We start from the raw sequence: 23,947 nt of genomic DNA, 5'->3' as shown, positions 1-23,947 counted from the left end.
GCCCCACGCGGTCGGTGATCGACCTCGTGGAGGCGACGAGCCCACCCCGCCGGCGCGTGATCACCGCCGTTCACGCCGTGGACACCGCCAGGTCGTCCGGGCCGGGTAGACGGGTGCCTCCCCACTCAGGAGGTTCACGTGAAGACCCCCCTTCGCCGGTCCGCGGCCCTCGGGCTCGCGCTCGTCCCGTTCACCGGCCTCGCCCTGGCGCCGCCGGCCTCGGCCTTCCCCGGTCTGCCGACCGTCGGCGGGACGTTCGTGGAGGAGGCGCCGTTCGCCGTCAGCGGTGAGGTCGCCGAGATCCTCGCCGCGACCCCCGACGGCCGCACCGTCGTGTACACCGACGCCGGCGCCGGCGAGGTCGGTTTCGTCGACGTCTCCCGCCCGTGGGCGCTGCGCGAACTGGGCACCGTGGAACTCGAGGGTGAACCGACGTCGGTCACCGTCACCCCCGACGGGCGGTACGCCCTGGTCGCGGTGGACACCACCGACGGGGACTTCGAGGACCCCTCGGGCTACCTGGCCGTCATCTCCGTCGCCGGTCGCGGCGTCGTGCGCACGCTCGACCTCGGTGGGCAGCCCGACTCCATCGCGCTGGCCCCCGACGGCACCGTCGGCGCCGTCGCGGTGGAGAACCAGCGCGACGAGGAGGTCGAGGTCGACGACGTCGAGGGCGGCCTGCCCCAACTGCCCGCCGGGTTCCTCGCCGGCCTGGACCTCACCGGGACCCCCGCCGCGTGGACCGTCTCGCCGATCGACCTCACCGGCCTGCCCGGCGCGCAGTTCCCCGCGGACCCCGAACCGGAGTTCGTCGACGTCGACGCGGACGGCACCGCCGCGGTGACGCTGCAGGAGAACAACGCGATCGCCCTGGTCGACCTGCACAGCGGCACCGTGCTCAACTCGTTCTCCGCCGGTGTCGTGGAACGCACCGACGCCGACCTGACCGACGACGGGGTCGTCTCCTTCACCGAACCGCTGACGGCCCCGCGCGAGCCCGACGGCATCCAGTGGACCGCCGCGGGCAACCTCGTCACGGCCGACGAGGGCGACTACGCCGCCGACCCCGCGGGAGGCCGCGGCTGGACCGTGTTCTCCCCCGCCGGTGACGTCGTCTGGGAGGCAGGCGCCTCGGCCGAGCAGGCGCTGGCGGACGGCGGGCGCTACCCCGACGGCCGCAGCGGCGACCGCGGCGCGGAGTTCGAGGGCGCCGAGGTCGCGGGTTTCAGCCCCTTCGGCCGGTTCGGGGGGACGACCGAGTTCGCGTTCATCGGTTCCGAGCGCGGTGACGCCGTGCTGGTCTACGACATGACCGACGAGACGAACCCGCAGCTGGCCCAGCTGCTGCCCACGGGCGAGGCGCCCGAGGGGGTCCTGGCGGTCCCGCGGTCGAACCTGCTGCTGGCGAGCAACGAGGACTCGGGGACGATCAGCGTCTTCCGGTACGTGCCGACGTTCTCCTGAGGATCAGCCACCCCGTCGGGACGGGCGTGGGTGCTGCGGCGCACGGAGGGTCAGGACCCCACCGCCGCACCCACGCCCGCTCACCCCGCGGCGCCGGGGTCACTGCAGGGCGGCGGTGAGGCGCATGACGTTGTCGAGGTAGCGCTGGCGGAACGGGCGGCGCTCCCACTCCTCGGACGTGAGTTCCACCGACCTGGCCCGGTACTCGCCGACGACCCGGGCCAGGTCGGCCACGAAGTGCGGTTCCAGACCCAGCAGCGAGACCTCGTAGTCGAGGTTGAACGAGCGCATGTCCATGTTGCTGGACCCGATGACCGCGCGTTCACCGTCCACCACCAGGACCTTGCTGTGCAGGACGGCCGGGGCCGGGAGCAGGTGGATGCGCACGCCCGCGCGCAGCAGCATCGTGTAGTACGAGCGCTGCGCGTGGTGGACCATGAACTGGTCCGCCTTCTCCGAGACGAACAGTTCCACCGCGACACCGCGGTAGGCGGCCGTCGTGATGGCCTGCTCCAGCCCCTCGTCGGGCACGAAGTACGGGCTGACGATGGACACCGTGCGGGTGGCCGCGTGGATGAGCGCCGCGAACATCCGCAGGTTCGGCTCGGTGGGGAAACCCGGGCCCGAGGGCACGACCTGGAAGGCGCCCGTCGCCCCCCCGGGCAGCGACCGCGCGGCCGGTGCCGCGATCTCGTCGAGCACCTCGCCCGTCTCGGCGTACCAGTCGGTCGCGAACACGGCCTCCAGCGACTGCACGACGGCGCCGGTGAGCTCGACGTTGAGGTCGACCCAGCGCCGGCCCCGGCGCGCGTGCCTGGGTTTGAGGTAACCGGGGTCGATGAGGTTCTGCGACCCCACGAACGCCGTCCGCCGGTCGACGACGACGAGTTTGCGGTGGTTGCGCAGGTCCGGCCGCCGCCAGCGACGGCGCAGCGGGTCGATCGGCATCATCCGGTGGAACTCCACCCCGTCGGCCGCCAGGCGCTGGTTCATCCGCACGTAGCCGGGGTACCCGCGAGCGCCGAGGTGGTCGTAGAGGAACCGCACCCGCACGCCGCGCGCGACGGCGTCGCGCAGCGCGTCGAAGAACGGTTCCGTCGTCGGGTCGAGGGCGGCGATGTAGAACTCGACGTGCACCGTGTGCTCGGCCGAGGCGACCGCCTCGACGAGGGCGCCGACGAACTCCCCGTCCGGCAGCAGCCGTCGGTGGTCCCCCAGCACGCACGGCAACGCCGTGAGCCGGCGGTTCAGCTCCAGGACCGAGGCGAGGTGGTCGTCGACGGCGTGCTCGACCGGCAGGGCCGGCAGGTCCTCGAACCGGCGGGCGATGACCTCGTTCGCCTGCTGCTGCACGCGGTGCCGGCGGCCGGTCACCCAGGGGCTGCCCAGCAGCAGGAACAGCGGCAACCCGACGACGGGCAGGAACAGGATGAGCAGCAGCCACGCCGAGGACGACCCCGGGCGCCGGTTCTCCGGCACGGTCCCGATCGCGACGACCTTCACCGCGTAGTCGACGACGACCAGCAGCTCGGACAGCAGCGCGACGAGGTTCACCCCGCGGTTCCCGCCCGGGACGTCCTGCGCGGCAGCAGCAGCCGCCGTCCGATGTCCAGGAGCATCGAGCGCAGCACGTCGTCGTCGATGTCGCGGCACGACTCGTCGCCGATCGGGCCGACCATCCCGGACAGGAAGAACACCACCCGGACCCGGCTCTCGTCGTCGGCGCCCTCACCCGCGAGCACCTCGAGCATCTCGGAGGAGATCTGCCGCATCCGCGGGTAGTTCTCCTGCAGGTGGGCGATGACCGGGTCGACGGCGGCGACGACGTACAGCCGCCGGACCTCGACGATGAGGTCGACCAGCCCTTCGAGCACCGCCTCCACGCGGGCGCGGTGGCTGCGCTTGCGGCGGGCCTGCTCGAGGATGTCGAACACCCGGTCCAGGAAGGGGCCGACGACCCCGACGACCAGGTCGTCCTTGGTCTTGTAGTGGTAGTAGACCGCCGCCTTGGTGACCCCGACCTCGTCGGCGATCATCTGCAGCGAGGTACCGCTGACCCCGTGCTCCACGAACAGCCTGAGCGCCGCCTCGTGCAGCCGCTGCCGTCCCGGACCCGCCGGTCGTGTGTCTCCGACCGTCGTCGTCATGGCTCCACCTTAACGGGCGGCCTCGCGGCGACTACGACTTCCGGCGGACTCGAGAACCCCGCACTACTAGCCGATCGACTAGTGACCAGACGTTGGCGGACCCTCACGAGCCGGGGTACCGTCGACTAGCCGATCAGCAAGTAACGCTTCGTCGCCGCCGGAGTCGACGGAAACGCGTCGACCCCCGCGTGAAGGAGCCGTCCATGGCCACCCTGCTCTACCGACTCGGGAGGTTCAGCGCCCGCCGCCACTGGCTGGTGCTGGCCGTCTGGGCCGTCCTGCTCGCCGTGCTCGCCTCCCTCGCCCTGGGGCTGAAGCAGACCGCGGCGCAGGACACCAGCTTCTCCATCCCGGGCACCCAGGCCTCCGCGGGCCTGGACCTCATCGAGGAGAAGTTCGCCGCGGGTGCGAACAACGCCACGGCCACCGTCGTGTTCCAGGCGCCCGAGGGCCAGACGCTGACCGAGGCGAACGCCACGGCCGTGCAGGACCTGCTGGCCGAGCTGCGCGGCATCGACGGTGTCGCGTCGGTGAGCGACCCGCTGGCCCCCGAGACGCCGATGGTGTCCCAGGACCTGCGGATCGCCGCGTCGACCGTCACGTTCGACGGCGGCCTGGGCGACGTGAGCGAGGAGACCGCCGACGCGCTGACCGGGGCCACCGACCACGACGCCGGCGACGTGCGCGTCGAGGTCGCCTCCGACGTGGCCACGACCGAGCTGAGCCACACCAGCGAGGCCATCGGCGTCGCCGTCGCGTTCGTCGTCCTGGTCCTGACCTACGGCTCGCTCGCCGCGGCCGGGGCGAACCTGTTGACGGCGGGTCTGGGCGTCGGCGCCGGGGTGCTGGGCATCACGGCGCTGGGCAAGGTCGTCTCGCTGTCGACGACCACCCCGGCCCTGGCGGGCATGCTCGGCCTGGCGGTCGGCATCGACTACGCCCTGTTCGTCTTCGCCCGCACCCGGACCGAACTGCGGCGCGGGGAGACCCTCGACCAGGCCATCGCCAAGGCGACCGGCACGGCCGGCACCGCGGTGGTGTTCGCGGGCACGACGGTCGTCATCGCCCTCGTCGGGCTGTCGGTCGTGAACATCCCGTTCCTGACCCAGATGGGTCTGGCCGCCGCCGTCACCGTGGCGATCGCGGTGCTCGTGGCGCTGACCGCCGTCCCGGCCTTCCTGAAGGTCCTGGGCCTGCGGGTGCTGCCGAAGAAGGAACGCCACCTCGACCGGGCGGGCCTGCGCGCCGTGGCCGAGAGCGACGACAAGGCCACCACCGACCTGGCCGGCAAGGGCTTCCTGGGCCGCTGGGCGCGCGCGGTCACCGCCCACCCCGTCGTCTCGCTGCTGGCCGCCGTCGTCCTCGTCGGTGTCGTCGCCATCCCCGTCGCCTCGATGCGCACGGCGCTGCCCTCGGCCGAGAACGACGACCCGGCCAGCACCTCGCGCCAGGCCTACGACCTGCTGGTCGAGGGTTTCGGCCCGGGATCGCAGTCCACGCTCGTCGTCGTGGTCGACGGGACCGACGCCACCGCGGTGGCCGCGGCCGCCCAGACCGTCACCACGCAGGTGCAGGGGCTCGACGACGTCGTCGCCGTGACGCCGGCGATCCCGTCCGCCGACGGTTCCGCGCAGCTCATCACCGTGGTGCCCGGCAGCGGCCCGACGGACGAGGCGACCAGCGACCTGGTGCGCGACATCCGCGACGCCACCGGCGACACCCCCGGTGCCGAGGTCTACGTGACCGGTCAGACGGCGCTGGACATCGACGTCACCGACTCCCTCAACGACGCGCTGCCGGTCTACATCGCGGTCATCGTCGTCCTGGCCCTGGTCCTGCTCGTCATGCTGTTCCGCTCCCTCGCGGTGCCGCTGCTGGCCACGGTCGGGTTCCTGCTGTCGCTGGGCGCCTCGCTCGGCGCGGTCGTCGCCATCTACCAGTGGGGCTGGCTGTCCGACGTCTTCCAGGTCGCCCAGCCCGCGCCGCTGCTGAGCTTCATGCCGGTGCTGGTCGTCGGGATCCTGTTCGGGCTCGCGATGGACTACCAGATGTTCCTCGTCTCGGCGATCCACGAGGAGCACGCCCACGGCCGCACCCCGAAGGACGCCGTGCTGGCCGGGTTCCGGCGCTCGGCCCCCGTCGTCGTGGCGGCCGCGCTCATCATGTCCGGCGTCTTCATCGGGTTCGCGACCAGCGGCGACGCGATCATCGGCTCCATCGGCACGGCGCTGACGATCGGCGTGCTGGCCGACGCGCTCGTCGTCCGCATGGTCATCATGCCCGCGGCCCTGGCCCTGCTGGGGAACGCGGCCTGGTGGATGCCGCGCTGGATGCAGCGCGTCGTGCCGAACGTCGACGCCGAGGGACGCAGCCTCGAGGAGCTGCTGCGGGCGCAGCCCGAGCCCACCGGTGAGGCCATCCCGGCGCAGCGGCGCCAGACCGGCGCGGGCCCGGGGAAGACCGCCGGCGAGCCGGCCGAGCAGCGCCTGTCCCGGTTCGCGACCGAGCAGCCGCTGGGCCTGGTCGGGCTCGTCACCGACGCGGCCGGCCACCCCCTCGCCGGGGCCGTGCTGACCGTCACCGACCACTCGGGCCGGCAGGTCGCGCGCACGACCACCGACGGGGACGGTCTGTACCGGCTGCCGCTGCAGGCGGGCGGCACGTTCGTGCTCATCGTGGCCTCGGCGGACGCCAAACCCGTCGCCGACCTCGTCGCGGTCTCCGGCCACACCGTCCGGCACGACGTCCGGCTGGTCGGCAACGCGGGCCTGCACGGCACGCTGACCGACGGCTCGGGGCCGGTGTGCGGCACCGTCGTGACGCTGCTGGACGTCCAGGGACAGGTCGTGGCCTCGGTCCGCAGCGACGACGCGGGCCGCTACCGGTTCACCGACCTCGTCGCCGGCCGCTACGTCCTGTCGGTGCTCAGCGAGTCGTTCCGGCCCGTCGCCCAGACGCTGGAACTGCCCCACGGGCAGGACCTGACCCACGACGTCACCCTGAGCCACGGTGGCCGCCTGGTCGGGACGGTCGCGGCCGCCAGCGACGGCCGCGGGGTGGCCGAGGCGTCGGTGACGCTCGTCGACGGCGGTGGCGCCGTGGTCGAGTCGACCACGACCGAGGCGGACGGGACGTTCTCCTTCGACGACCTGTCCGGCGGCCGCTACACGCTCACGGCCGCGGGCTTCTCCCCCGTGGCGACGAGCGTCGACGTGCCCGAGGGCGGGCACCGCGACGTGGAGGTGCGCCTGGGCCAGGCGGCCCGCCGCAGCGCCGACGGGGAGCCCGAGGGCTCGCACCGCTGACCCGCACCCACCCGGACCCGGGGGCCGACAGCCGCTGTCGGCCCCCGGGTCCCGCGCTGTCACCCGGGGTCGGAGGACGGTTCTAGACGCGGTCCAGCAACCCCGCCGGCAGCTGCGCCAGCGCCGTGTCCGGTTCGGGGTGCGACCACACCAGGTCGCGCACGGTGTCCAGGTCGAGGCCGTCCCCGAGGACGACGAACCCGTGCCGGCGGCCGGCGTCGTCGTCGCAGGCCAGCCCGTCCTCGGTGGCCGTCAGCCACGGGTCGGGCGTGGCGGGCGGGCGGTCGCCCCACAGTTCCACGAGGGTGCCGCGGACGGCCAGGGCCCGGTTGCTGGGGCGGTGCTGACTGATCACCCGCGCTGTTCTACTACAGGTGCCGCCGTGCGTGTACCCCTCAAGAGGGACGGACCATCTCGATGTGCGGGATGCCGTCCTCGAGGAACTCCTCGCCCCGGGCGACGAACCCGAACCTCGCGTACCAGTCCTGCAGGTGGGCCTGGGCGTCCAGGACGACCTCGGAGCCCTGCAGGACGTCCAGCGCGCGCCGCACCAGCGTCCCCGCCAGCCCGGCACCGCGGAAACCGGCGGCGGTGGCGACCCGGCCGATCCGGCCACGACCGTCGGCGTCGCGCAGGACCCGCAGCGTCGCGACGGGAACCCCGCCGGACTCGGCCCACACGTGCAGGCACGTCGGTTCCAGGTCGCGACCGTCGAGTTCGGGGTAGGCGCACTCCTGCTCCACGACGAACACGTCGACGCGCAGCTTCAGCAGGGAGTACAGGACCGCGGGCGGGAGGTCGGCCAGCACCGCCTCCCGGACCACGAACTGCCGGGGAGCGCCGGAACTCATCCGAGCAGGTCGTGCCGCACGACGGTCTGCTCGCGGTCCGGGCCCACCCCGACGGCGGAGATCCGCGCACCGGAGATCTGCTCCAGCGCCTCGACGTAGGCCTGGGCGTTCTTGGGCAGGTCCGCCATCGAACGGGCCGAGGAGATGTCCTCGGTCCAGCCGTCGAAGAACTCGTAGATCGGCTTGGCGTGGTGGAAGTCGCTCTGCGACATGGGGATCTCGTCGTGACGGACACCGTCGACGTCGTAGGCGACGCAGACGGGGATGCGTTCCCAGCCCGTCAGCGTGTCGAGCTTGGTCAGCACGAAGTCGGTGACCCCGTTGATCCGGGCGGCGTAGCGGGAGATCACCGCGTCGTACCAGCCGGTACGGCGCGGACGGCCCGTCGTGGTGCCGTACTCGCCGCCGTCGACGCGCAGCTTCTCACCGTCGGCGTCGAGGAGCTCGGTCGGGAACGGACCCTCGCCGACGCGCGTGGTGTACGCCTTGACGACGGCCACGATGCGGTCGATCCGGTTCGGCGGGATCCCCGCACCCGTGCACGCCCCGGCCGCGGTCGCGCTCGAGGACGTCACGAACGGGTAGGTGCCGTGGTCGATGTCGAGCATCGTCGCCTGCCCGCCCTCGAACAGGACGATCTCGTCGCGGTCCAGCGCGCGGGACAGTTCCAGGCTGACGTCGGTCACCATCGGCCGCAGCCGCTCGGCGTACGACAGCAGGGTTTCCACCGTCTCGTCGACCGAGACCGCGCGGCGGTTGTAGACCTTCAGCAGCAGGTGGTTCTTCTGGTCGAGGGCACCCTCGACCTTCTGCCGCAGGATCGACTCGTCGAACAGGTCCTGCACGCGGATGCCGATGCGGTTGATCTTGTCGGCGTAGGACGGGCCCACGCCGCGACCGGTCGTGCCGATCTTGCGCTTGCCGAGGAACCGCTCGGTCACCTGGTCCAGGACGCGGTGGTAGGGCGCGATGACGTGCGCCGAGGCGGACACCAGGAGTTTGCCGCAGTCGACCCCGCGGGCCGTCATCGCGTCGATCTCCTCGAACAGGACGTTCAGGTCGACGACGACGCCGTTGCCGATGACGGGGGTCACGCCCGGGGTGAGGATGCCGCTGGGCAGCAGGTGCAGGGCGTACTTCTCGTCCCCGACGACGACGGTGTGCCCGGCGTTGTTGCCGCCGTTGAACTTCACGACGTAGTCGACACGTGCACCGAGGGCGTCGGTGGCCTTGCCCTTGCCCTCGTCCCCCCACTGGGCGCCGACGAGCACGATCGCGGGCATGAGATCCCCTGCTTCCTGGTGAAACGACTGTCCGGGTGCGAGCTGGCCCCACGGACCGTCCACACCCGTGGGACACGGGGCCGGTCGCCGCAGACCACCCCGAGCTTACCGGGTGGTGCGGGGCTCACGTCCTCCGTGGGATCAGCGCGCGTACCGGCGCGACAGTTCCCGGCCCAGTTCCGTGCCGGACTCCCAGGCCGTCTGGACCCGCGAACGCTCACCCCACGCGTCCCCGCAGACGCCGATCCCGCTGGCCTCGTCCCACCCGTACCGCTCCTGCGCGTGCTGGCGCAGCGGGCTGGCCAGCGACCAGCGGTGCGCCCGGGCCCACGTGGGGTCCGGGGTCGGCGCCGAGGTCAGCAGCGGCCCCAGCTCGGCCAGCACCGGCGCCACGACGGAGGCCGGGGCGTCGAGGTGGTCGCTGGAGAACTCCGGAGCGGTGTGCGCGACCAGGACGGGAGCGCCGTCGCCGCGGCGCGAGCCGTCGTCGGCCAGGAAGACGAGCAGGTCGGAGTCGTTGACGAAGGCGCCGCGGAAGTCCGGCCACCAGCGCTGCGGCCAGGCCGCGTACACGGCGATGCAGGGCCGCCAGTTCCACCGCGCCGACACGTCCAGCCGGGTGGCGACCATGCGCGGCAGCAGGTCCGCGGCCTGCGGGTCGGGCATCGCCAGCACCACCGCGGGCGCGGGACGGCCGTCCGCCGTGGGCCCGTCGGCGCCCGTGTCCACCGTCTCGACGTCGATGCCGGAGACGACGTCGAGCGCAGCCCTGCCGGGCGGGGCGACGAGGTCGTCGAGCAGCGTCCTCAGCCCCCCGGGCGCGCCCCAGCGCACCGGGCCGGACGACTCCCCGGACAGGCCCCCGCCGTCGGCGGCCGAGCCGGTCACGGTCGCGAAGGTGTCCGTCCAGGGCCGGGCCAGGCCGCGGCGCTCCCAGTCGGCCACGGTGGCGGCGAACGATCCCGGCTCCCCGGCCTCCCCCGAGGCCGTGAAGTACGACGCCCCGAGGTCCACGACCCGGACGCCGGCGCTGGTCTCCACCCGGCGCCCGCTCATCCGGCCCCCGACGCGCCGGCCGCGGTCCAGCACCCGCACCGGGACCCCGGCGTCGGCCAGCACGCGGGCGCAGGCCAGGCCGGAGATCCCGGCCCCCACGACGAGGACGGGACGTTCCGGGGTCGCCACCGCGGAGGCGGGGCTCACGAGGGCAGCAGTTCGCGCGCCGCGGCCGGGTCGCAGTCGCTGAGGAAGGTGGTGCAGCGCACCGCCTCCTCGGTCTCGCCGATGGCCTGCGCGGCCTGCTGCAGGACCGCCAGCGCCCGCAGGAAACCGCGGTTGGGCTCGTGCGACCACGGCACCGGGCCGTGACCGCGCCAGCCGGCGCGGCGCAGCGCGTCCAGGCCGCGGTGGTAGCCGGTGCGGGCGAAGGCGTAGGCGGTGATCGTCTGCCCCTGTCCCAGCGCGCGTTCGGCCAGCAGCGCCCACGGCAGCGACGCCGAGGGGTGCGCCGCGGCGACCGCGTCGGGGTCGGTGCCGGCCGCCAGGGCGGCGTCGACCTCGGGGACCGCGGGCAGGTGGGTGGGCGGGGGCCCGCCCAGCAGATTCGTTCCGGTGCTCATCGCACGCCTTCCACTAGTGGTCGATCTCGACCCAGACGATCTTGCCGCGCCGGGTGCGGGTGGTCCCCCACCGGCCCAGCGAGGCGACCAGCCGCATGCCGTGCCCGCCGGCCCCGTCCGGTCGCGCGTCGACGACCTGGGGCTCCTCGGGACTGTCGTCCTCGACCTCGATGCGCAGTGTGCCGGGCATGTCGAACAACCGCAGGCCGAGCGTCCCCCAGCCGTGCAGGACGGCGTTGGCGACGAGCTCGGACACGACGATCTCGGCCTTCGGGCCGACGTCCAGGCCCCAGACGGCGCTGGCGCGCAGCGTGGCGTGCCGGGCCTTGCCGATGGAGGACGGTTCGGAGGGCAGCTGCCAGCGGCGGCGGCGCGGGGTGTCGGCGGTGGGCAGCGGCTCGCCGCCGAGCTCGGACTCCTCGGGCACCCGCACGACGACGATGGCGGTGTCGTCCTCGGGGGTCTCGCCGAGCCCGGCGAGCAGTTCCTCGCCGATGCCGGCGGCGTCGCGGGCCTTGGAGCGGGACAGCACCTCGACCAGCACCTCGAGCCCGTCGTGCATGGGACGCGAGCGGGTCTCGATGAGCCCGTCGGTGTAGAAGACCAGGACGTCGCCCCGGGACAGGGCGCGTTCGCGGGTCGGGCGCGGGCGCTCCCCCAGCCCGACGAGGGTGCCGGTGGCCTCGCTGAGGACCTCCACGTGCGACTCGCGACGCAGCAGCGGCGGCAGGTGCCCGGCGCTGGACCAGGCCATCTCCCAGCCGCCGTCGTCCAGGCGCTGCAGGGTGGCGTAGACGAGGGAGGCCATCCGGCCGATCCGCAGTCCGCCGGCGAGCTGGTCCACCCGCATGAGGACGCTGCCGGGGTCGTCGAACTCGTGGGCGGCGGTGCGCACGACCGAGCGGATCTGCCCCATGGCGGCGGCCGCCTCGACGTCGTGCCCGACGACGTCCCCGATGACGATGCCGGCGACGGGGCCGCTGCGGCCGTCGGGCGCGGCGGGCAGCACGTCGTACCAGTCGCCGCCGACCTGGTGGTGGTCGGCGTTGGACGCGTAGAACGTCCAGACGTCGAGGCCCTCGATGCCCTCGAGTCCGGTGGTGTCGGGCAACATGCTGCGCTGCAGCGTTTCGGACAAGGCGTGCTCCCGTGCGTGCAGTCGTGCGTTCTCCACCAGCAACCCCGCCCGCCGAGCCGCACCGCTCACGACGGCGAGGTCGTCGGCGCTCAGCCCGCCGGGGTGGGGGCAGACGACGAGGACGCCGAGGACGTCCTCACGTCCTCGCAACGGGACGGCCAGCGGCGCCGTTCCCGGCTCGCTGCCCGGGGGTTGCGCGAGCTCGGCCAGCCACGCGGTCACCGTCCCGGCGGCGGCCGGTCGCGCCAGGTCGACGGGGTCGCGGCCGTCGGCCAGGACCGGGTCGGCGGGTGGACCGGACCGCCCGGGCTGCCCGGGCTGCTCCGGCGACTGCCTCGGCCGGCGCATCCGCCGGCCGAGCATCTGGTGCAGCGCCCGGCCGTGGGCGGCGACCACCTCGACCTCACCGTCACGTCCGCCGTCGCGTCCGCCGTCCCGTCCGGCCAGCCGGTCCTGCACGACGACGACCAGTGCGGCCGCGACCAGGTGGTCACCGAGCACCCGCACCACGGCCTGCAGGGCCTGGGGCAGGTCGTCGGCGGCGTCCGTGCCGTCGAGGGCGGCGTCCACCGCCGCGTCGAGCCGGGTCAGCGCCTCCAGCCGCAGTTCGGCCCGCCGGTCGAAGGCCGAGCGCCGGGTCACGTCGGTGTGCCGGGTGACGACGTGGCAGACCGTCCCGGAGGCGTCGCGCAGCGGGATCGTCCGGATCTGGTGCAGGAAGTCGGTGCCGTCGCCGCGGTGGTCCAGGACGGTGACGGTGGTGGCGCGGCCGTCGGTGACGCTGCGCGACAGCTCGGCCAGGGCGGACTCGTCGCGGGTGCGCAGCAGGTGGTGGCAGGAGCGTCCGAGCACCTCCTCCGCCGCCGTCCCCGTCGTGCGGGTCCACCCGCCGTCGACCCAGTCGACCAGCACGTCCCCGTCGCGGACGGCGGACAGCGCGGTGCCCGGGGCGGCCACGACGGCGGCGGCGCGGCCGGAGGGGTGGGGGTCACCGTCGAGCACCCCGGCGAGCACGACCAGCAGCTGGTCGCGGCCGGGGACCCGGCCCACCGTCAGCCACAGGTCGACGCCGTCGACGAGCAGCTCACCGGCGACCGTCCCGCCCCGGGCCACGACGTCCCAGGCGGGCCCGGGAGGCAGCTGCGCACGTCGCCGGAAGCCGTCGAGGTCGGCCGGGAACGGGTCGTGGGGGCCGAGCCCGGCGCGCGCGCGACCGGCGTCGTCCAGGGCCAGCAGCGCCCCGGGGCGGCGGCCGGGAACGGACTCGAGGAGCAGCACGGCGGCGGGCTCGCGCAGGGCGAGCGCCTGCGGATTGCTGCCGGGCATCGGGTCGTGCTCCTCGTCTCGCGTGGCGTCGCAGGTGCGCGGCGTCGGTGCGGACCTGGCCTCGATAGCATGCAGGTGGGCTGCACGGGACGCGCGTCGAGGGTGGCGCGGGTCGCGGGTGGGCCCTCGTGCGGTTCGAGGCCGTGCGGGACGACTTCCGCTGCCTGTAGAACCCGGGCACGGCGATACAGCGGGCGGACTGCGGAGGACTCCATGACGAACGACGCCACACCCCCGGGCGACACGCCACGGGTGCCCCAGGTCCGCTCTGTGGACCCCGGCTCGGTGCACGTGCTGTACGAACCGCGGGCGACCAGGGTCGTGCTGACGGGCGAGATCGACGCCGAACTCGGCCCGGACCTGCTCGAGGCCGCCGAGGACGCGCTCAGCTCGGGCCGGCCGCTGCAGGTCGACGCCCACCACGTGACCTTCATGGACTCGACGGGTCTGGCCTTCCTGGCCCGGCTGGCGTCCCGGTCCAAGGCCCACCGGGTGACGCTGATCCGCCCGCCGGCGGTCGTGAAGTTCCTCATCGAGACGACGAACATCGTGCAGCTGCTCGACGTCGTGGACGAGGAGCCGAGCCTGACCAGCACCCGCACCGACGGGCCCGACGGGCCCGACGACGACGGGCCCCAGCCGGCCTGAGCCGGCTCGCCCGGGCGCCACGAAGGCCCAGGACCCCCGCCGGGGTCCCGGGCCTTCGGCGTCCCGCGCGCGGTGGCGCCGGGGGCTACTTGATGCTCTGGCCGGCGCTGCGCAGGTTCTGCGCGGCCTCCACGACGCGGGCGGCCATGCCGGTCTCGGCGGCCTTGCCCCACGCCCGCGGGTCGTAGGTCTTCTTGTTGCCCACCTCGCCGTCGACCTTCAGCACGCCGTCGTAGTTCCTGAGCATGTGGTCGGCGACGGGCCGGGTGAAGGCGTACTGGGTGTCGGTGTCGATGTTCATCTTGACGACGCCGTAGTCGACGGCGTCGCTGATCTCCTGCGCCGAGGAGCCGGACCCGCCGTGGAAGACCAGGTCGAAGGGCTTGTCCTTGCCGACCTGGGCGCCGACCTGCTCCTGGATCTCCTTGAGGATCTCCGGGCGCAGCTTGACCCCGCCGGGCTTGTAGACGCCGTGCACGTTGCCGAAGGTGAGGGCGGCCATGTAGCGGCCCTTCTCGCCGGTGCCGAGGGCCTTCACGGTCGCCAGGGCGTCCTCGACGGTCGTGTAGAGCTTGTCGTTGATCTCGTGCGCGACGCCGTCCTCCTCGCCGCCGACGACGCCGATCTCGACCTCCAGGACGATCCTGGCGGCCGCGGCCCGGGCGAGCAGTTCCTCGGCGATCTGCAGGTTCTCGTCCAGCGGCACGGCCGAGCCGTCCCACATGTGCGACTGGAACAGCGGGTCGCGGCCGGACTTCACGCGCTCGTCGGAGATCGCCAGCAGCGGGCGGACGAACCCGTCCAGCTTGTCCTTGGGGCAGTGGTCGGTGTGCAGCGCGATGTTGACGTCGTAGGCCTTGGCGACGTGGTGGGCGTACTCGGCCAGGGCCTGCGCCCCGATGACCATGTCCTTGACCGTGCTGCCGGACAGGAACTCCGCGCCGCCGGTGGAGACCTGGACGATGCCGTCGCTCTCGGCCTCGGCGAAACCGCGGATGGCGGCGTTCAGCGTGATCGAGGAGGAGATGTTGATCGCGGGGTAGGCGAAGGAACCGGCCTTGGCGCGGTCCAGCATCTCGGCGTAGACGTCCGGGGTGGCGATGGGCATGGGGACTCCTCCGTCTGGCGGCTCTGGCAGGGCGATCCTTCCACGCCCGCTCCCGGAGGGGGAGTGGCCCCTTCCCGGATGCCGACGCCGCCATCCGGTGCGAGCGTTGAGGACATGACGGACGCATCGCTGACGGGTAGGAAGGTCGCATTCCTCGTGGCGACCGAGGGCATCGAGCAGGTGGAGCTGACCGAGCCGTGGAAGGCCGTGCAGGAAGCGGGGGGTGAGCCGGTGCTCATCTCCACCCGGCCCGGTTCGGTCCAGGCCTTCGACCACCTCGACAAGGCCGACACCTTCGAGGTGGACGTCGTGGTGGACCACGCGAGCCCGTCGGAGTACGCCGCCCTCGTGCTGCCCGGTGGCGTCGCCAACCCCGACGCCCTGCGCACGAGCCTGTCGGCGGTGAAGTTCGTGCAGCAGTTCGCCGCCTCCGTCCGGCCGATCGCGGCGATCTGCCACGCGCCGTGGACGCTGGCCGAGGCCGACGTGCTCGGTGGCCGGCGCATGACGTCGTGGCCCTCGCTGGCCACCGACCTGCGCAACGCCGGGGCCGACTGGGTCGACGAGGAGGTCGTCGTGGACCGCAACGGTCCCGGCCCCCTCATCACCAGCCGCAAGCCCGACGACCTGCCCGCGTTCACCGGGGCTCTCCTGGAGGCGCTCGCATGAGCCCCGTCGGCATCGGCTACACCTGCATGAGCGAGCAGTCCGACCCCCGCTGGCTGGTGCGCGACGCGCAGGCCGCCGAGGAGGCCGGTTTCGACTCGATCGCGTTCTCCGACCACGCCTCGCCGTGGCTGACGACGCAGGGCCACGCCCCCTACGCCTGGTCGGTGCTGGGCGCCGTGGCCGTGGTCACCTCGCGCGTCGAACTCATGACGTACGTGACGTGCCCCACGATCCGTTACCACCCGGCCGTCATCGCGCAGAAGGCCGCGACGGTGCAGATCCTGTCCGAGGGCCGGTTCGTCCTGGGGCTGGGTTCGGGTGAGAACCTCAACGAGCACGTCGTGGGGCAGGGCTGGCCGGCCGTCGAGGAACGCCAGGACATGCTCGTGGAGGCCACCGAGATCATCTCCAACCTCTTCGACGGCGAACTGCTCACCTACGCCGGCGACTACTTCCGCGTCGACTCGCACCGGCTGTGGGACGTCCCCGAGCACCGGGTGCCGATCGCGGTCGCGATCAGCGGCGAGAAGTCCGCCACCCGGTTCTCCCCGCTCGCCGACCACGCGATCGCCGTCGAGCCGGAGGCCGCCCTCGGCGCGTGGGACGCCGCGCGTGAACCCGGGCAGACCGCCAGCCGCAAGATCGGGCAGATGCCGGTCAGCTGGGACGCCGACCGCGACGCGGCCATCGCCCGGGCCCACGAGCAGTTCCGCTGGTTCGCCGGCGGCTGGAAGGTGAACGCCGACCTGCCCACGACGGCGGGTTTCGCCGGGGCGACGCAGTTCGTCCGGCCCGAGGACGTCGCGCAGCAGATCCCCTGCGGCAACGACGTGGACGCGATCGTCGAAGCCGCGTCGGCGTACTTCGAGGCCGGTTTCACCGACCTCGCCCTCGTGCAGATCGGCGGGGAGCACCAGCAGGGGTTCCTCGAGGCGGCCAGGAGCGACATCGTCCCCGCGCTGCGCGAGGCCGCGCAGGGGACGGACCCCTCCCCCAGCTGACGCCGCAGGGGTGCCCGGGCTCGCCGCACCCCTGACCCCACCGTGGTCGTGCACTCCCGGTCCGGAGTGTGCGACCACGGTCGGGCTAGCCGCCGCGGACGGGCGCCGACCCCACCCGGAACCGCTCCGGGACCGACCCGGTGCCCAGCGCGACGTCGGCGGCGATCTCGCCCAGCAGCGGCGCGAACTTCGCCCCGTGCCCCGAGCACGGCGACACCACGGTCACGCCGTCGGCCTCGTCGATCACGAAGTCCTCGGTCGGGGTGCTGGTGAACAGGCAGGTCGTCTCGGCGTACGGCTCGGGTTCCAGGCCGGGCAGGAACCGGCGGACGTGCTCCACGACCCGCTCGCGGTTCGCCGGGTCGACGACGCCCGACCGGGTCGACGCCGAGGTCAGGACGCGCCCGGCGTTGAACTCGGCGACCTTCTGGCCGCGGAACTGCGCGTCCCGGCCACCGGGGAGTGCGTAGACGTAGCCGCTGCGGCGCCGGTGGATCAGCGTCGGCCACGCGGACCCACCGCCGTCGCGGTAGGGGAAGTGGAACGCGTTCTCCTCCCGGACCTCCAGTGCGGGGAAGGCCCCGAGGAAGCCCGACGGCAGCGACAGGTTCCCGAGCAGCTCGGGCAGCCAGCCGCCGGCGCTGACGACGACCCGCCCGGCCTGCACGGTGCGCCCGTCGAGGGCGTGCGCGGTGAAACCCGGCCCGGTGCGTTCCAGCCGTTGCAGCGGCCAGCCCGTGAGCACCTGCGCCCCCTTCGCCCGTGCGGCGGCGACCATGGCTCCCACCGTGGACTCGGCGTCCAGCACCCCGCCCGCCGCGTGCAGCAGGACGTCGCTGTCGAAGGCGATCTGCGGCCACCGTTCACGCGCCTGCTCCTGCGGGAGGAGTTCGTGGTCGACCCCGGCCGCCTCCAGCACCGTGGCGAGGTCGTGGGGATGGCGGTCCGAACCGAAGTCGAGGGCCCCGGTCCGCGTGATGAGCGGCGCACCGTGCACCGCCGACAGTTCGGCCCAGCCCGGTTCGGATGCGCCGACGAGGTCGACGTAGGCCCGCTCCGGGTAGGCGTACCGGAAGATCCGCGCCGAGCCGTGCGAGCTGCCGTGCGCGCAGGCCGGGACGTCGCGTTCGACGAGGGTGACGGAGAACCCGCGGTCGGCCAGCCGCCAGGCGGTCGAGGCACCGGCCAGCCCGGCCCCGACGACGAGGAACTGCGCGGAACTCACGAGATCCCTTCCACCACGACGCCTCGGGCACGGACGTCCCCGGGAGCCACCGCGAAGTGCGCCTGGAGGGTCGCCAGGTCGACGACGGCCTCCGCCGTGCCCGGTTCCCCCACCCGGACATCGGCCCGGTGGGGACGGTTGGCCATGACGTTGACGGCGGTGACCTCGCCGTCGGGCGCGGCCGTCACGACGTCCTCGCCGGCGAACCGGAGCAGGTCGCCGGGACCGAGCGGATGCGCGACCCCGGCGACGGTCAGGACGAGCCTGCCCCGGGCGACCACGAACGTGCGGTCGACCCCGGGGAAGACCGAGAACTCCCCCGGGGCGGTGATCGTGGCGATGCTCAGCCGCCACCGCCCGTCGCGGTGCAGCTCACGCGTCGTCCCACCTCCGTTGCGCCACGGCTGGTCGGGGACGTCGTCGTAGCTGACCGTTCGCACCGGCTCAGGATGCCCGACCCCGGAGTGCGGGCGGGCGCTCCGGTGGCCCCGCCGGCGGATCCGCACGTCGCGCACGGGCTCACCGCTCCGGCAGGGCCTCGGCGAGCAGTTCGGCCAGGTGCTTGGGCCGCACCCCGGCGAGGTTGTCGGACTGGGTCCGGCAGGAGTACCCGTCGGCCACCACGACCGCGTCGCCGCGTTCGCGCAGCGCGGGCAGCAGGGCGTGCTCGGCGACCTTCACCGACACGTCGTAGTGCCCCTTCTCCGCGCCGAAGTTGCCGGCCAGGCCGCAGCACCCGGACAGGACCTGCGCGTCGACCCCGGCCTTCTCCAGCAGCTTGGCGTCGGGACCGAAACCCATCGCGGCGTGCTGGTGGCAGTGCGGCTGCACCACGGCCCTGGTGTCCACTCGCGGCGGGATCCAGTCCGGACGCTGCTCGGTGATCAGCTCGGCCAGGGTCTTCACCCGCCGTTCCAGGGCGTGCGCGCGCGGGTCGTCGGGCAGCAGTTCGGCCGCGTCCTCGCGCAGCAGCGCCGTGCACGACGGTTCCAACCCGACCACGGGGATGTTCGAGGTGCCCAGGGCGTCCAGGGAGGACCGCAACTGCCGCTTGGCCCCGTCCAGCTGCCCGGTCGACACCCACGTCAGCCCGCAGCACACCTGCTTCCCGGTCAACCGCACCGAGAAACCGAGGTGCTCCAGCAGTTCCACCGCCGCCCGCCCGACCTCGGGCGAGAAGTGCTCGGTGAAGGAGTCCACCCACAGCAGCACCGGTTCCCCGTCCGTCTCGGGACGCTCGGCGAACCAGGTGCGGAACGTCTCCTCGGCGAACCGCGGCAACGGCCGGTTCTGGTCCACCCCGCCGACGGCCCGCGCCGTCCACGCCAGCGCCGGAACGCTCGTCAGCGCGTTGACGACCTTGGTCGCCAGCCCGTGCACGGTCGCCAGCTTCGACCACCGCGGCAGCCAGCCCAGCAGGTAGTGGTTCATCGGCCGCAACCGGCCCGCGTAGAACTTGTCCAGGAACTCGGACTTGTACGTCGGCATGTCCACCCCGGCCGGGCAGTCGGCGGAACAGCCCTTGCAGGACAGGCACAGGTCCAGGACGTCCTTGACCTCCTGCGACTTCCAGCCGTCGGTGACCAGGGTTCCGTTGACCATCTCCTGCAGCAACCGGGCCCGGCCGCGGGTGGAGTCCTTCTCGTCGCCGGTGGCCAGGTACGACGGGCACATCACGCCACCGGAGTCGGCGCGGCACTTGCCCACGCCGACGCAGCGGTGCACCGCGCGGGTCAGGTCGCCCTCGTCCCGGGAGTACCCGAACTTCAACGGCATCCCCAGCGCGTGGGACTTCTTCGCCGCCGGAACCCGCAGGTCCGCGGCGACGTCGGCGGGCCGCACGATGATCCCGGGGTTCAGCAGGTCGGCCGGGTCGAAGGCGCGCTTGACCTCCTCGAACGCCGAGATCGCCTCGCCGTCGTACATCAACGGCAGCAGCCCACCGCGCGCCCGGCCGTCGCCGTGCTCCCCCGACAGCGACCCGCCGTGCTTGGCGACCAGCCGTGCGGCGTCCTCCAGGAAGTCCTTCGCCTTCTGCCCGCCGCCGTTCTCGTACAGCGGGAAGTCGATGCGGACGTGGATGCAGCCGTCGCCGAAGTGCCCGTACGCCAGGCCGTCCACGCCGTGGGAGGCCATCAACGCGTCGAACTCGCGCAGGTACTCGCCCAACCTCGCGGGCGGGACCGCGGCGTCCTCCCAGCCCGGCCACGCCGGCTGCCCCTCCGGGGACCGCCCGGCCAGGCCGGCGCCGTCCTCGCGGATGCGCCACAACGTGCGCGCCTCGGCCGCGGTGGGGATGACCACCGAGTCCAGCGCCTGGGAATCGGCGACCATCGCCCGCGCCGCGGCCAGGGACTCCTCGGGGGTTTCCCCGCCCATCTCCACGAACAGCCAGCCGTTGCCGCCGGGCAGCCCGTCCACCGAACCGCCGCGGCGCACGACGATGTCGGCCAGTCGCCGGTCGATGCCCTCCACGGCCAGCGGGGCGTGCGCCAGCAGTCCCGGGGTCGCGTCGGCCGCCTCGTGCATCGAGGCGTAGCCGAGCACCACGAACGTCGTCGAGGGCGCCTGCCGCACCAGCCGCACCCGGGCGCGCAGGATCGTGGCCAGCGTGCCCTCCGACCCGGTCAGCAGCCGGGCCAGCGCCGTCCCCGTCGGGCCCCCCGTCTCGGGCAGGAGGTGTTCCAGGGCGTAGCCGGAGACCTGCCGGCCGAACGTCGCGAACGTGGTACGGATCATCGCCAGGTGCCGCGAGGCGACCCCGCGCAGCTCCTCCAGCAGGTCGGCCGGCGGGGCGTCGGTCCAGAACCGCCGGCCGTGCCCGTCCAGCACCTCCAGCGCCACGACGTTGTGCGAGGTGCGGCCGTAGGCCAGCGCGTGCGAACCGCAGGCGTCGTTGCCGATCATCCCGCCGACGGTGCAGCGGGCGTGCGTGGAGGGGTCCGGACCGAACCGCAGCCCCAGGGGCGCGGCCTGCCGCTGCAGGTCGTCCAGGATCACGCCCGGTTCGATCAGCGCGGTCATCGACTCCGCATCGATGTCCAGCACCCGGTTCAGGTGCCGGGAGAAGTCCAGCACGACACCGGAGCCGATGGCGTTGCCGGCCACCGACGTCCCCGCCCCGCGGGAGGTGAACGGCACCCCCAGGTCGCGGCAGACCGCCCACACGGCCTCGACGTCCTCGACGCTGCGGGGGAAGACCACGACCTGCGGCACGACGCGGTAGTTCGAGGCGTCGGTCGTGTACTCCGCGCGCCGCCGCGTCGAGGCGTCGACGATCCCGGAGGCGGGGTCGGTGCCGAGCGCGGCGTTCAGGGCGGTGAGCAGGTCGGCACCGGCAGCCGCAGCGGCCGTGGCCCGGGTGTCGTCGATCAGGGTCACGTGCTCAGTGTGACGCCGCCAGCCGTGTGCTCCGGTACGCCCTCCTCCTCCGCGATCGAGGATTCGACTCCGGTGATCGAGGATTCGAGCAGGCGCGGGCCGGGGCCGGGTCCTCGATCGCCGGGTCAGCGCAGCAGGGCGAGGCGGCGGTCGCTGACCTGCACGTGCAGGCGCTGGCCGCGGCTGACGGTCAGCCGGTCCTCCTCCAGGCCGTCGCCGAAGACGACGAGCTCGTCGGACAGCACGTCCAGCGTCAGCGCGTCCTGGCCCAGGGAACCCACGACCAGGTCGGCGCCGGTGGTCGGCGAGGGCCAGGCCTCGCGCACGAACCAGGCCAGGGCGGGGTCGGTCGCGGCCGGCAGGGCGGCTCCACCGCGGGCACGGGCCAGCGACGCCAGCCAGCCGGTGGCGCCCGTCCCGGTGCCGACGACGACGCCGCTGGAGGCCTGCTCCTCGCGGCGGCCGGCGCACCCCAGCACGTAGCGGGAGGTCTGGTGGCTGCGGTGGCCGACGAAGACCTCGTTGAGGGCGTGCAGTTCCTGGCCGTCGTCGGTCCTCGCGCAGACCATCGTCCGCAGCTCGACCGGACCACCGGAGGTGCTGCGCTGCAGCAGGTCCCGCGCCTGTGCGGCGTGGTGCGGGACGAGCACGCCGGCGTTGCGGCCGGGCGCGGGGTCGATGCCGACGACGGGCTGGCCGGACAGGTACTTGGCGACGTTGGCCACCAGGCCGTCCTGCCCGACGACCACGACGACGTCCTCGGGGGCGAAGAGGAAGCGCGACAGCTCGCCGCGTTCGACCGATCCGCTGCGCCAGTCGGCGGGGACGGCCGCGGCGACGGTCGCCAGCGCCTGCCGCTGCTCCTCGTCGGCCGTGGCCAGCTCGTCCAGGGAGCGGCCGCGGGTGCGCAGGAAGAAGTCGGCGGCACCGGGGGTGCCGTGGCGGGCCACCGCCTGCTCGTACGCCGTCCGCCGGTGCACGAGCACGGCCCGGGGCGCCAGGCTCACGCCTGCACCCCCGCCGCCAGCTTCGTCAGGGCCCCGGTCACGACGTCCGGGGTGAGCACGAGGGTGCCCACGTTCGGCAGCTGTCCGGCGAACTCGCGCAGCGCCAGGGTCAGCAGGACCTCCGGCGGGGTGCCGGCGATCGCGGCCATCCGTGCGGCCTCGGCGGCGGCCTCGGCCTCGCCCTGCACACGGCGGGCGGTGGCGTGCGCCTGGGCCAGCCGTTCCTCCCGCTCGGCCTCGGCGGTGGTGCGGACGGCGTCGGCGGCTGCGGCCTCCTGCACGCTGCGGCGCTGGTTGGCGCCCTTCTGCGCGACGAGCTGTTCCTCGCGCCGGGCCAGCTCGATCTTGTTCTGCAGTTCGTTCTCGCTGATGGCGCGTTCACGCTCGACGGCGAGCGCCCGGCGTTCGGCGGTGGCACGGTCGGCCTCGGTCTGCAGCTGTTCGCGGGTGGGGGTGCCCAGCGCCTTCTCGACGTCGGGGTCGGGGCGCACGGCGACGACGCGGGCGTCGACGAGGGCGAGCCCGGTCTGGGCCAGCCGGCTGTCGGCCAGGAGACCGGCGGTGATGCGTTCGCGGGTCAGGGCGACGCCGGAGACGAGGACCTCGCGCAGCGGCAGCGTGGCCAGGACGTCGAGGACGTGCTGCTGGGCGGTCTCGGTGAGCAGGCCCGCGATCTGCTGCAGCGGAGCCGCACGCCAGCGGCCGGTGCCCGGGTCCAGGGAGAAGTCGACGCGGGTGGCGGCCAGGCCGGGGTCCTCGATGCGGAAGGTGACGGTGGCCTGGACGGTGACGTCGACGAAGTCGGCGGTGCGGGCGTGCAGGACCAGCGGCAGTTCGCGGTCGTCGACGGGCAGTTCGGACAGCGTCGCGCTCAGCGGCCGGAACCAGAACGCCTGGCCGGTGCCGGAGTGCGCGAGCCGGCCGCGGCGGTGGTGGATGACGTGCGTGGTGGGCGTGCTGCGCAGGTGCCGGGCGAAGGGGTAGCGGGTGATGTCGGCCATCGGTTCCTCCAGTGCTTGTCGTCGAAATGACGATAACCCCCGCCCTGCCATAATCGTCAAGTCGACGACAAGTCGTTAGGCTGACGGGGTGACCTACCCCTCCGTCGCCGTGACCGTGGACCTGGCCGTCCTGACCGTCCGCGCGGGCGCGTTGTCGGTGCTGCTCGTCGAACGCGGCGAGGAACCCTTCCTGGGCCGGTGGGCCCTGCCCGGCGGGTTCGTGCGCCCCGACGAGGACCTCCCCCGGGCCGCCGAACGCGAACTGGCCGAGGAGACCGGCCTGCCCCGCGGGCTCGTCCACCTCGAGCAGCTCGCCAGCTACGGCACTCCCGGCCGCGACCCGCGCCAGCGCGTCGTCACGGTCTGCTACCTGGCCCTGGCCCCCGACCTGCCCGCGCCGCACGCGGGCACCGACGCCGCCGACGCCCGCTGGTTCCCCGTCGCCGAGGCGCACGAACTGGCCTTCGACCACGACCGGCTGCTCGCCGACGCCGTCGAACGCGCCCGCGCCAAGCTGGAGTACTCCCCGCTGGCCACGACGTTCTGCCCCGAGGAGTTCACCGTCGCCGAACTCCGCCGGGTCTACGAGGCCGTCTGGGGCACCCCGCTCGACCCGCGGAACTTCCACCGCAAGGTCACCGGCGCCGCCGGTTTCCTCGAACCCACCGGTGCCACGACCACGCGCGACGGCGGCCGTCCGGCGCAGGTCTTCCGCCGCGGCCCGGCGACGTCCCTGCATCCGCCGCTTCTGCGCTGAGCGTTGCTGCACTAGGG

20 protein-coding genes are annotated in these 23,947 nt (G+C 73.6%); 6 read left to right on the top strand and 14 right to left on the bottom strand.

What is annotated here, in order from left to right; all coding sequences use genetic code 11:
- Positions 1-138 precede the first annotated feature (138 nt).
- Positions 139-1,464 carry a hypothetical protein gene (locus ACRYR2_RS13490; RefSeq protein WP_432563385.1) on the top strand — a complete coding sequence of 442 codons (1,326 nt, stop codon included), beginning with the start codon at positions 139-141 and terminating at the stop codon, positions 1,462-1,464.
- Between the two features lie 99 nt (positions 1,465-1,563).
- Here ACRYR2_RS13490 and cls read toward each other — a convergent pair whose 3' ends face one another.
- Both cls and ACRYR2_RS13480 read right to left on the bottom strand, forming a co-directional pair.
- Complete coding sequence (cls, locus tag ACRYR2_RS13485; protein ID WP_432563384.1) at positions 1,564-3,018, bottom strand: cardiolipin synthase; 1,455 nt, start codon at positions 3,016-3,018, stop codon at positions 1,564-1,566.
- The gene (locus ACRYR2_RS13480; RefSeq protein ID WP_432563383.1) at positions 3,015-3,611 is read right to left on the bottom strand and encodes a TetR/AcrR family transcriptional regulator; all 597 of its coding nucleotides are present in this window, start codon (positions 3,609-3,611) and stop codon (positions 3,015-3,017) included. Before ACRYR2_RS13480 ends, cls begins: the two co-directional genes overlap by 4 nt.
- Positions 3,612-3,814: 203 nt before the next feature.
- Between ACRYR2_RS13480 and ACRYR2_RS13475 the strand changes: the two genes are divergently transcribed.
- Positions 3,815-6,916, top strand: a complete 3,102-nt coding sequence (locus ACRYR2_RS13475; RefSeq protein WP_432563382.1) for an MMPL family transporter — start codon at positions 3,815-3,817, stop codon at positions 6,914-6,916.
- Positions 6,917-6,998: 82 nt separating this feature from the next.
- On the opposite strand, the gene ACRYR2_RS13470 is transcribed toward ACRYR2_RS13475, so the two are convergent.
- From ACRYR2_RS13470 to ACRYR2_RS13445, 6 genes are all read right to left on the bottom strand, one after another.
- The gene (locus ACRYR2_RS13470; RefSeq protein WP_432563381.1) at positions 6,999-7,271 is read right to left on the bottom strand and encodes a hypothetical protein; all 273 of its coding nucleotides are present in this window, start codon (positions 7,269-7,271) and stop codon (positions 6,999-7,001) included.
- A gap of 40 nt (positions 7,272-7,311) precedes the next feature.
- The gene (locus ACRYR2_RS13465; RefSeq protein WP_432563380.1) at positions 7,312-7,767 is read right to left on the bottom strand and encodes a GNAT family N-acetyltransferase; all 456 of its coding nucleotides are present in this window, start codon (positions 7,765-7,767) and stop codon (positions 7,312-7,314) included.
- The gene (locus ACRYR2_RS13460; protein WP_432563379.1) at positions 7,764-9,050 is read right to left on the bottom strand and encodes an adenylosuccinate synthase; all 1,287 of its coding nucleotides are present in this window, start codon (positions 9,048-9,050) and stop codon (positions 7,764-7,766) included. The genes ACRYR2_RS13465 and ACRYR2_RS13460 overlap by 4 nt, the downstream gene beginning before the upstream one ends.
- Positions 9,051-9,191: 141 nt before the next feature.
- Positions 9,192-10,253: an NAD(P)/FAD-dependent oxidoreductase gene (locus ACRYR2_RS13455; protein ID WP_432563378.1), complete on the bottom strand. Its 1,062-nt coding sequence runs from the start codon at positions 10,251-10,253 to the stop codon at positions 9,192-9,194.
- Positions 10,250-10,669 carry a DUF3151 domain-containing protein gene (locus ACRYR2_RS13450; protein WP_432563377.1) on the bottom strand — a complete coding sequence of 140 codons (420 nt, stop codon included), beginning with the start codon at positions 10,667-10,669 and terminating at the stop codon, positions 10,250-10,252. The genes ACRYR2_RS13455 and ACRYR2_RS13450 overlap by 4 nt, the downstream gene beginning before the upstream one ends.
- Before the next feature lie 13 nt (positions 10,670-10,682).
- Positions 10,683-13,133 (bottom strand): SpoIIE family protein phosphatase, encoded by a 2,451-nt coding sequence (locus tag ACRYR2_RS13445; protein ID WP_432563376.1) that lies wholly within the window; start codon positions 13,131-13,133, stop codon positions 10,683-10,685.
- A gap of 213 nt (positions 13,134-13,346) precedes the next feature.
- Between ACRYR2_RS13445 and ACRYR2_RS13440 the strand changes: the two genes are divergently transcribed.
- Positions 13,347-13,781, top strand: coding sequence for an STAS domain-containing protein (locus ACRYR2_RS13440; RefSeq protein ID WP_432563375.1), 435 nt, complete (start codon positions 13,347-13,349; stop codon positions 13,779-13,781).
- A gap of 85 nt (positions 13,782-13,866) precedes the next feature.
- On the opposite strand, the gene fbaA is transcribed toward ACRYR2_RS13440, so the two are convergent.
- Positions 13,867-14,889 (bottom strand): class II fructose-bisphosphate aldolase, encoded by a 1,023-nt coding sequence (fbaA, locus tag ACRYR2_RS13435; protein WP_432563374.1) that lies wholly within the window; start codon positions 14,887-14,889, stop codon positions 13,867-13,869.
- A gap of 114 nt (positions 14,890-15,003) precedes the next feature.
- On the opposite strand from fbaA, the gene ACRYR2_RS13430 reads away from it, so the two are divergent.
- Both ACRYR2_RS13430 and ACRYR2_RS13425 read left to right on the top strand, forming a co-directional pair.
- The gene (locus ACRYR2_RS13430; RefSeq protein WP_432563373.1) at positions 15,004-15,558 is read left to right on the top strand and encodes a type 1 glutamine amidotransferase domain-containing protein; all 555 of its coding nucleotides are present in this window, start codon (positions 15,004-15,006) and stop codon (positions 15,556-15,558) included.
- A complete protein-coding gene (locus tag ACRYR2_RS13425) occupies positions 15,555-16,559 on the top strand; it encodes a TIGR03557 family F420-dependent LLM class oxidoreductase (RefSeq protein WP_432563372.1) in 1,005 nt (334 codons plus the stop codon). Before ACRYR2_RS13430 ends, ACRYR2_RS13425 begins: the two co-directional genes overlap by 4 nt.
- 85 nt (positions 16,560-16,644) lie before the next feature.
- Here the strand turns inward: ACRYR2_RS13425 and ACRYR2_RS13420 are convergent, their stop codons facing one another.
- From ACRYR2_RS13420 to ACRYR2_RS13400, 5 genes are all read right to left on the bottom strand, one after another.
- On the bottom strand, positions 16,645-17,784 hold the full coding sequence (locus tag ACRYR2_RS13420; protein WP_432563371.1) for an FAD-dependent oxidoreductase: 1,140 nt from the start codon (positions 17,782-17,784) through the stop codon (positions 16,645-16,647).
- Complete coding sequence (locus ACRYR2_RS13415; RefSeq protein WP_432563370.1) at positions 17,781-18,224, bottom strand: HutD/Ves family protein; 444 nt, start codon at positions 18,222-18,224, stop codon at positions 17,781-17,783. The genes ACRYR2_RS13420 and ACRYR2_RS13415 overlap by 4 nt, the downstream gene beginning before the upstream one ends.
- A gap of 79 nt (positions 18,225-18,303) precedes the next feature.
- Positions 18,304-21,165 (bottom strand): FAD-binding and (Fe-S)-binding domain-containing protein, encoded by a 2,862-nt coding sequence (locus ACRYR2_RS13410; protein ID WP_432563369.1) that lies wholly within the window; start codon positions 21,163-21,165, stop codon positions 18,304-18,306.
- A gap of 125 nt (positions 21,166-21,290) precedes the next feature.
- Positions 21,291-22,172 carry an NAD(+)/NADH kinase gene (locus tag ACRYR2_RS13405; RefSeq protein ID WP_432563368.1) on the bottom strand — a complete coding sequence of 294 codons (882 nt, stop codon included), beginning with the start codon at positions 22,170-22,172 and terminating at the stop codon, positions 21,291-21,293.
- Positions 22,169-23,173: an SPFH domain-containing protein gene (locus tag ACRYR2_RS13400; protein WP_432563367.1), complete on the bottom strand. Its 1,005-nt coding sequence runs from the start codon at positions 23,171-23,173 to the stop codon at positions 22,169-22,171. Before ACRYR2_RS13400 ends, ACRYR2_RS13405 begins: the two co-directional genes overlap by 4 nt.
- 88 nt (positions 23,174-23,261) lie before the next feature.
- On the opposite strand from ACRYR2_RS13400, the gene ACRYR2_RS13395 reads away from it, so the two are divergent.
- Entirely contained in the window at positions 23,262-23,930 is a 669-nt protein-coding gene (locus ACRYR2_RS13395; RefSeq protein WP_432563366.1) for an NUDIX hydrolase, read from the top strand.
- Positions 23,931-23,947: the final 17 nt, after the last annotated feature.

This window comes from Kineococcus deserti, from assembly GCF_050871945.1.
Classification (GTDB): Bacteria; Actinomycetota; Actinomycetes; order Actinomycetales; family Kineococcaceae; genus Kineococcus.
Note: the sequence above shows the minus strand (reverse complement) of the source record. Positions and strands in the feature narration are given on the sequence as shown.

Excerpts from the sequence above, each read along its gene's own strand:
- ACRYR2_RS13480 (WP_432563383.1), bottom strand. The coding sequence starts at position 3,611 with ATGACGACGACGGTCGGAGACACACGACCGGCGGGTCCGGGACGGCAG.
- ACRYR2_RS13450 (WP_432563377.1), bottom strand. The coding sequence starts at position 10,669 with ATGAGCACCGGAACGAATCTGCTGGGCGGGCCCCCGCCCACCCACCTG.
- ACRYR2_RS13430 (WP_432563373.1), top strand. The coding sequence starts at position 15,004 with ATGACGGACGCATCGCTGACGGGTAGGAAGGTCGCATTCCTCGTGGCG.
- ACRYR2_RS13445 (WP_432563376.1), bottom strand. The coding sequence starts at position 13,133 with ATGCCCGGCAGCAATCCGCAGGCGCTCGCCCTGCGCGAGCCCGCCGCC.
- ACRYR2_RS13460 (WP_432563379.1), bottom strand. The coding sequence starts at position 9,050 with ATGCCCGCGATCGTGCTCGTCGGCGCCCAGTGGGGGGACGAGGGCAAG.
- ACRYR2_RS13440 (WP_432563375.1), top strand. The coding sequence starts at position 13,347 with ATGACGAACGACGCCACACCCCCGGGCGACACGCCACGGGTGCCCCAG.
- ACRYR2_RS13465 (WP_432563380.1), bottom strand. The coding sequence starts at position 7,767 with ATGAGTTCCGGCGCTCCCCGGCAGTTCGTGGTCCGGGAGGCGGTGCTG.
- ACRYR2_RS13400 (WP_432563367.1), bottom strand. The coding sequence starts at position 23,173 with ATGGCCGACATCACCCGCTACCCCTTCGCCCGGCACCTGCGCAGCACG.
- ACRYR2_RS13475 (WP_432563382.1), top strand. The coding sequence starts at position 3,815 with ATGGCCACCCTGCTCTACCGACTCGGGAGGTTCAGCGCCCGCCGCCAC.
- fbaA (WP_432563374.1), bottom strand. The coding sequence starts at position 14,889 with ATGCCCATCGCCACCCCGGACGTCTACGCCGAGATGCTGGACCGCGCC.
- ACRYR2_RS13425 (WP_432563372.1), top strand. The coding sequence starts at position 15,555 with ATGAGCCCCGTCGGCATCGGCTACACCTGCATGAGCGAGCAGTCCGAC.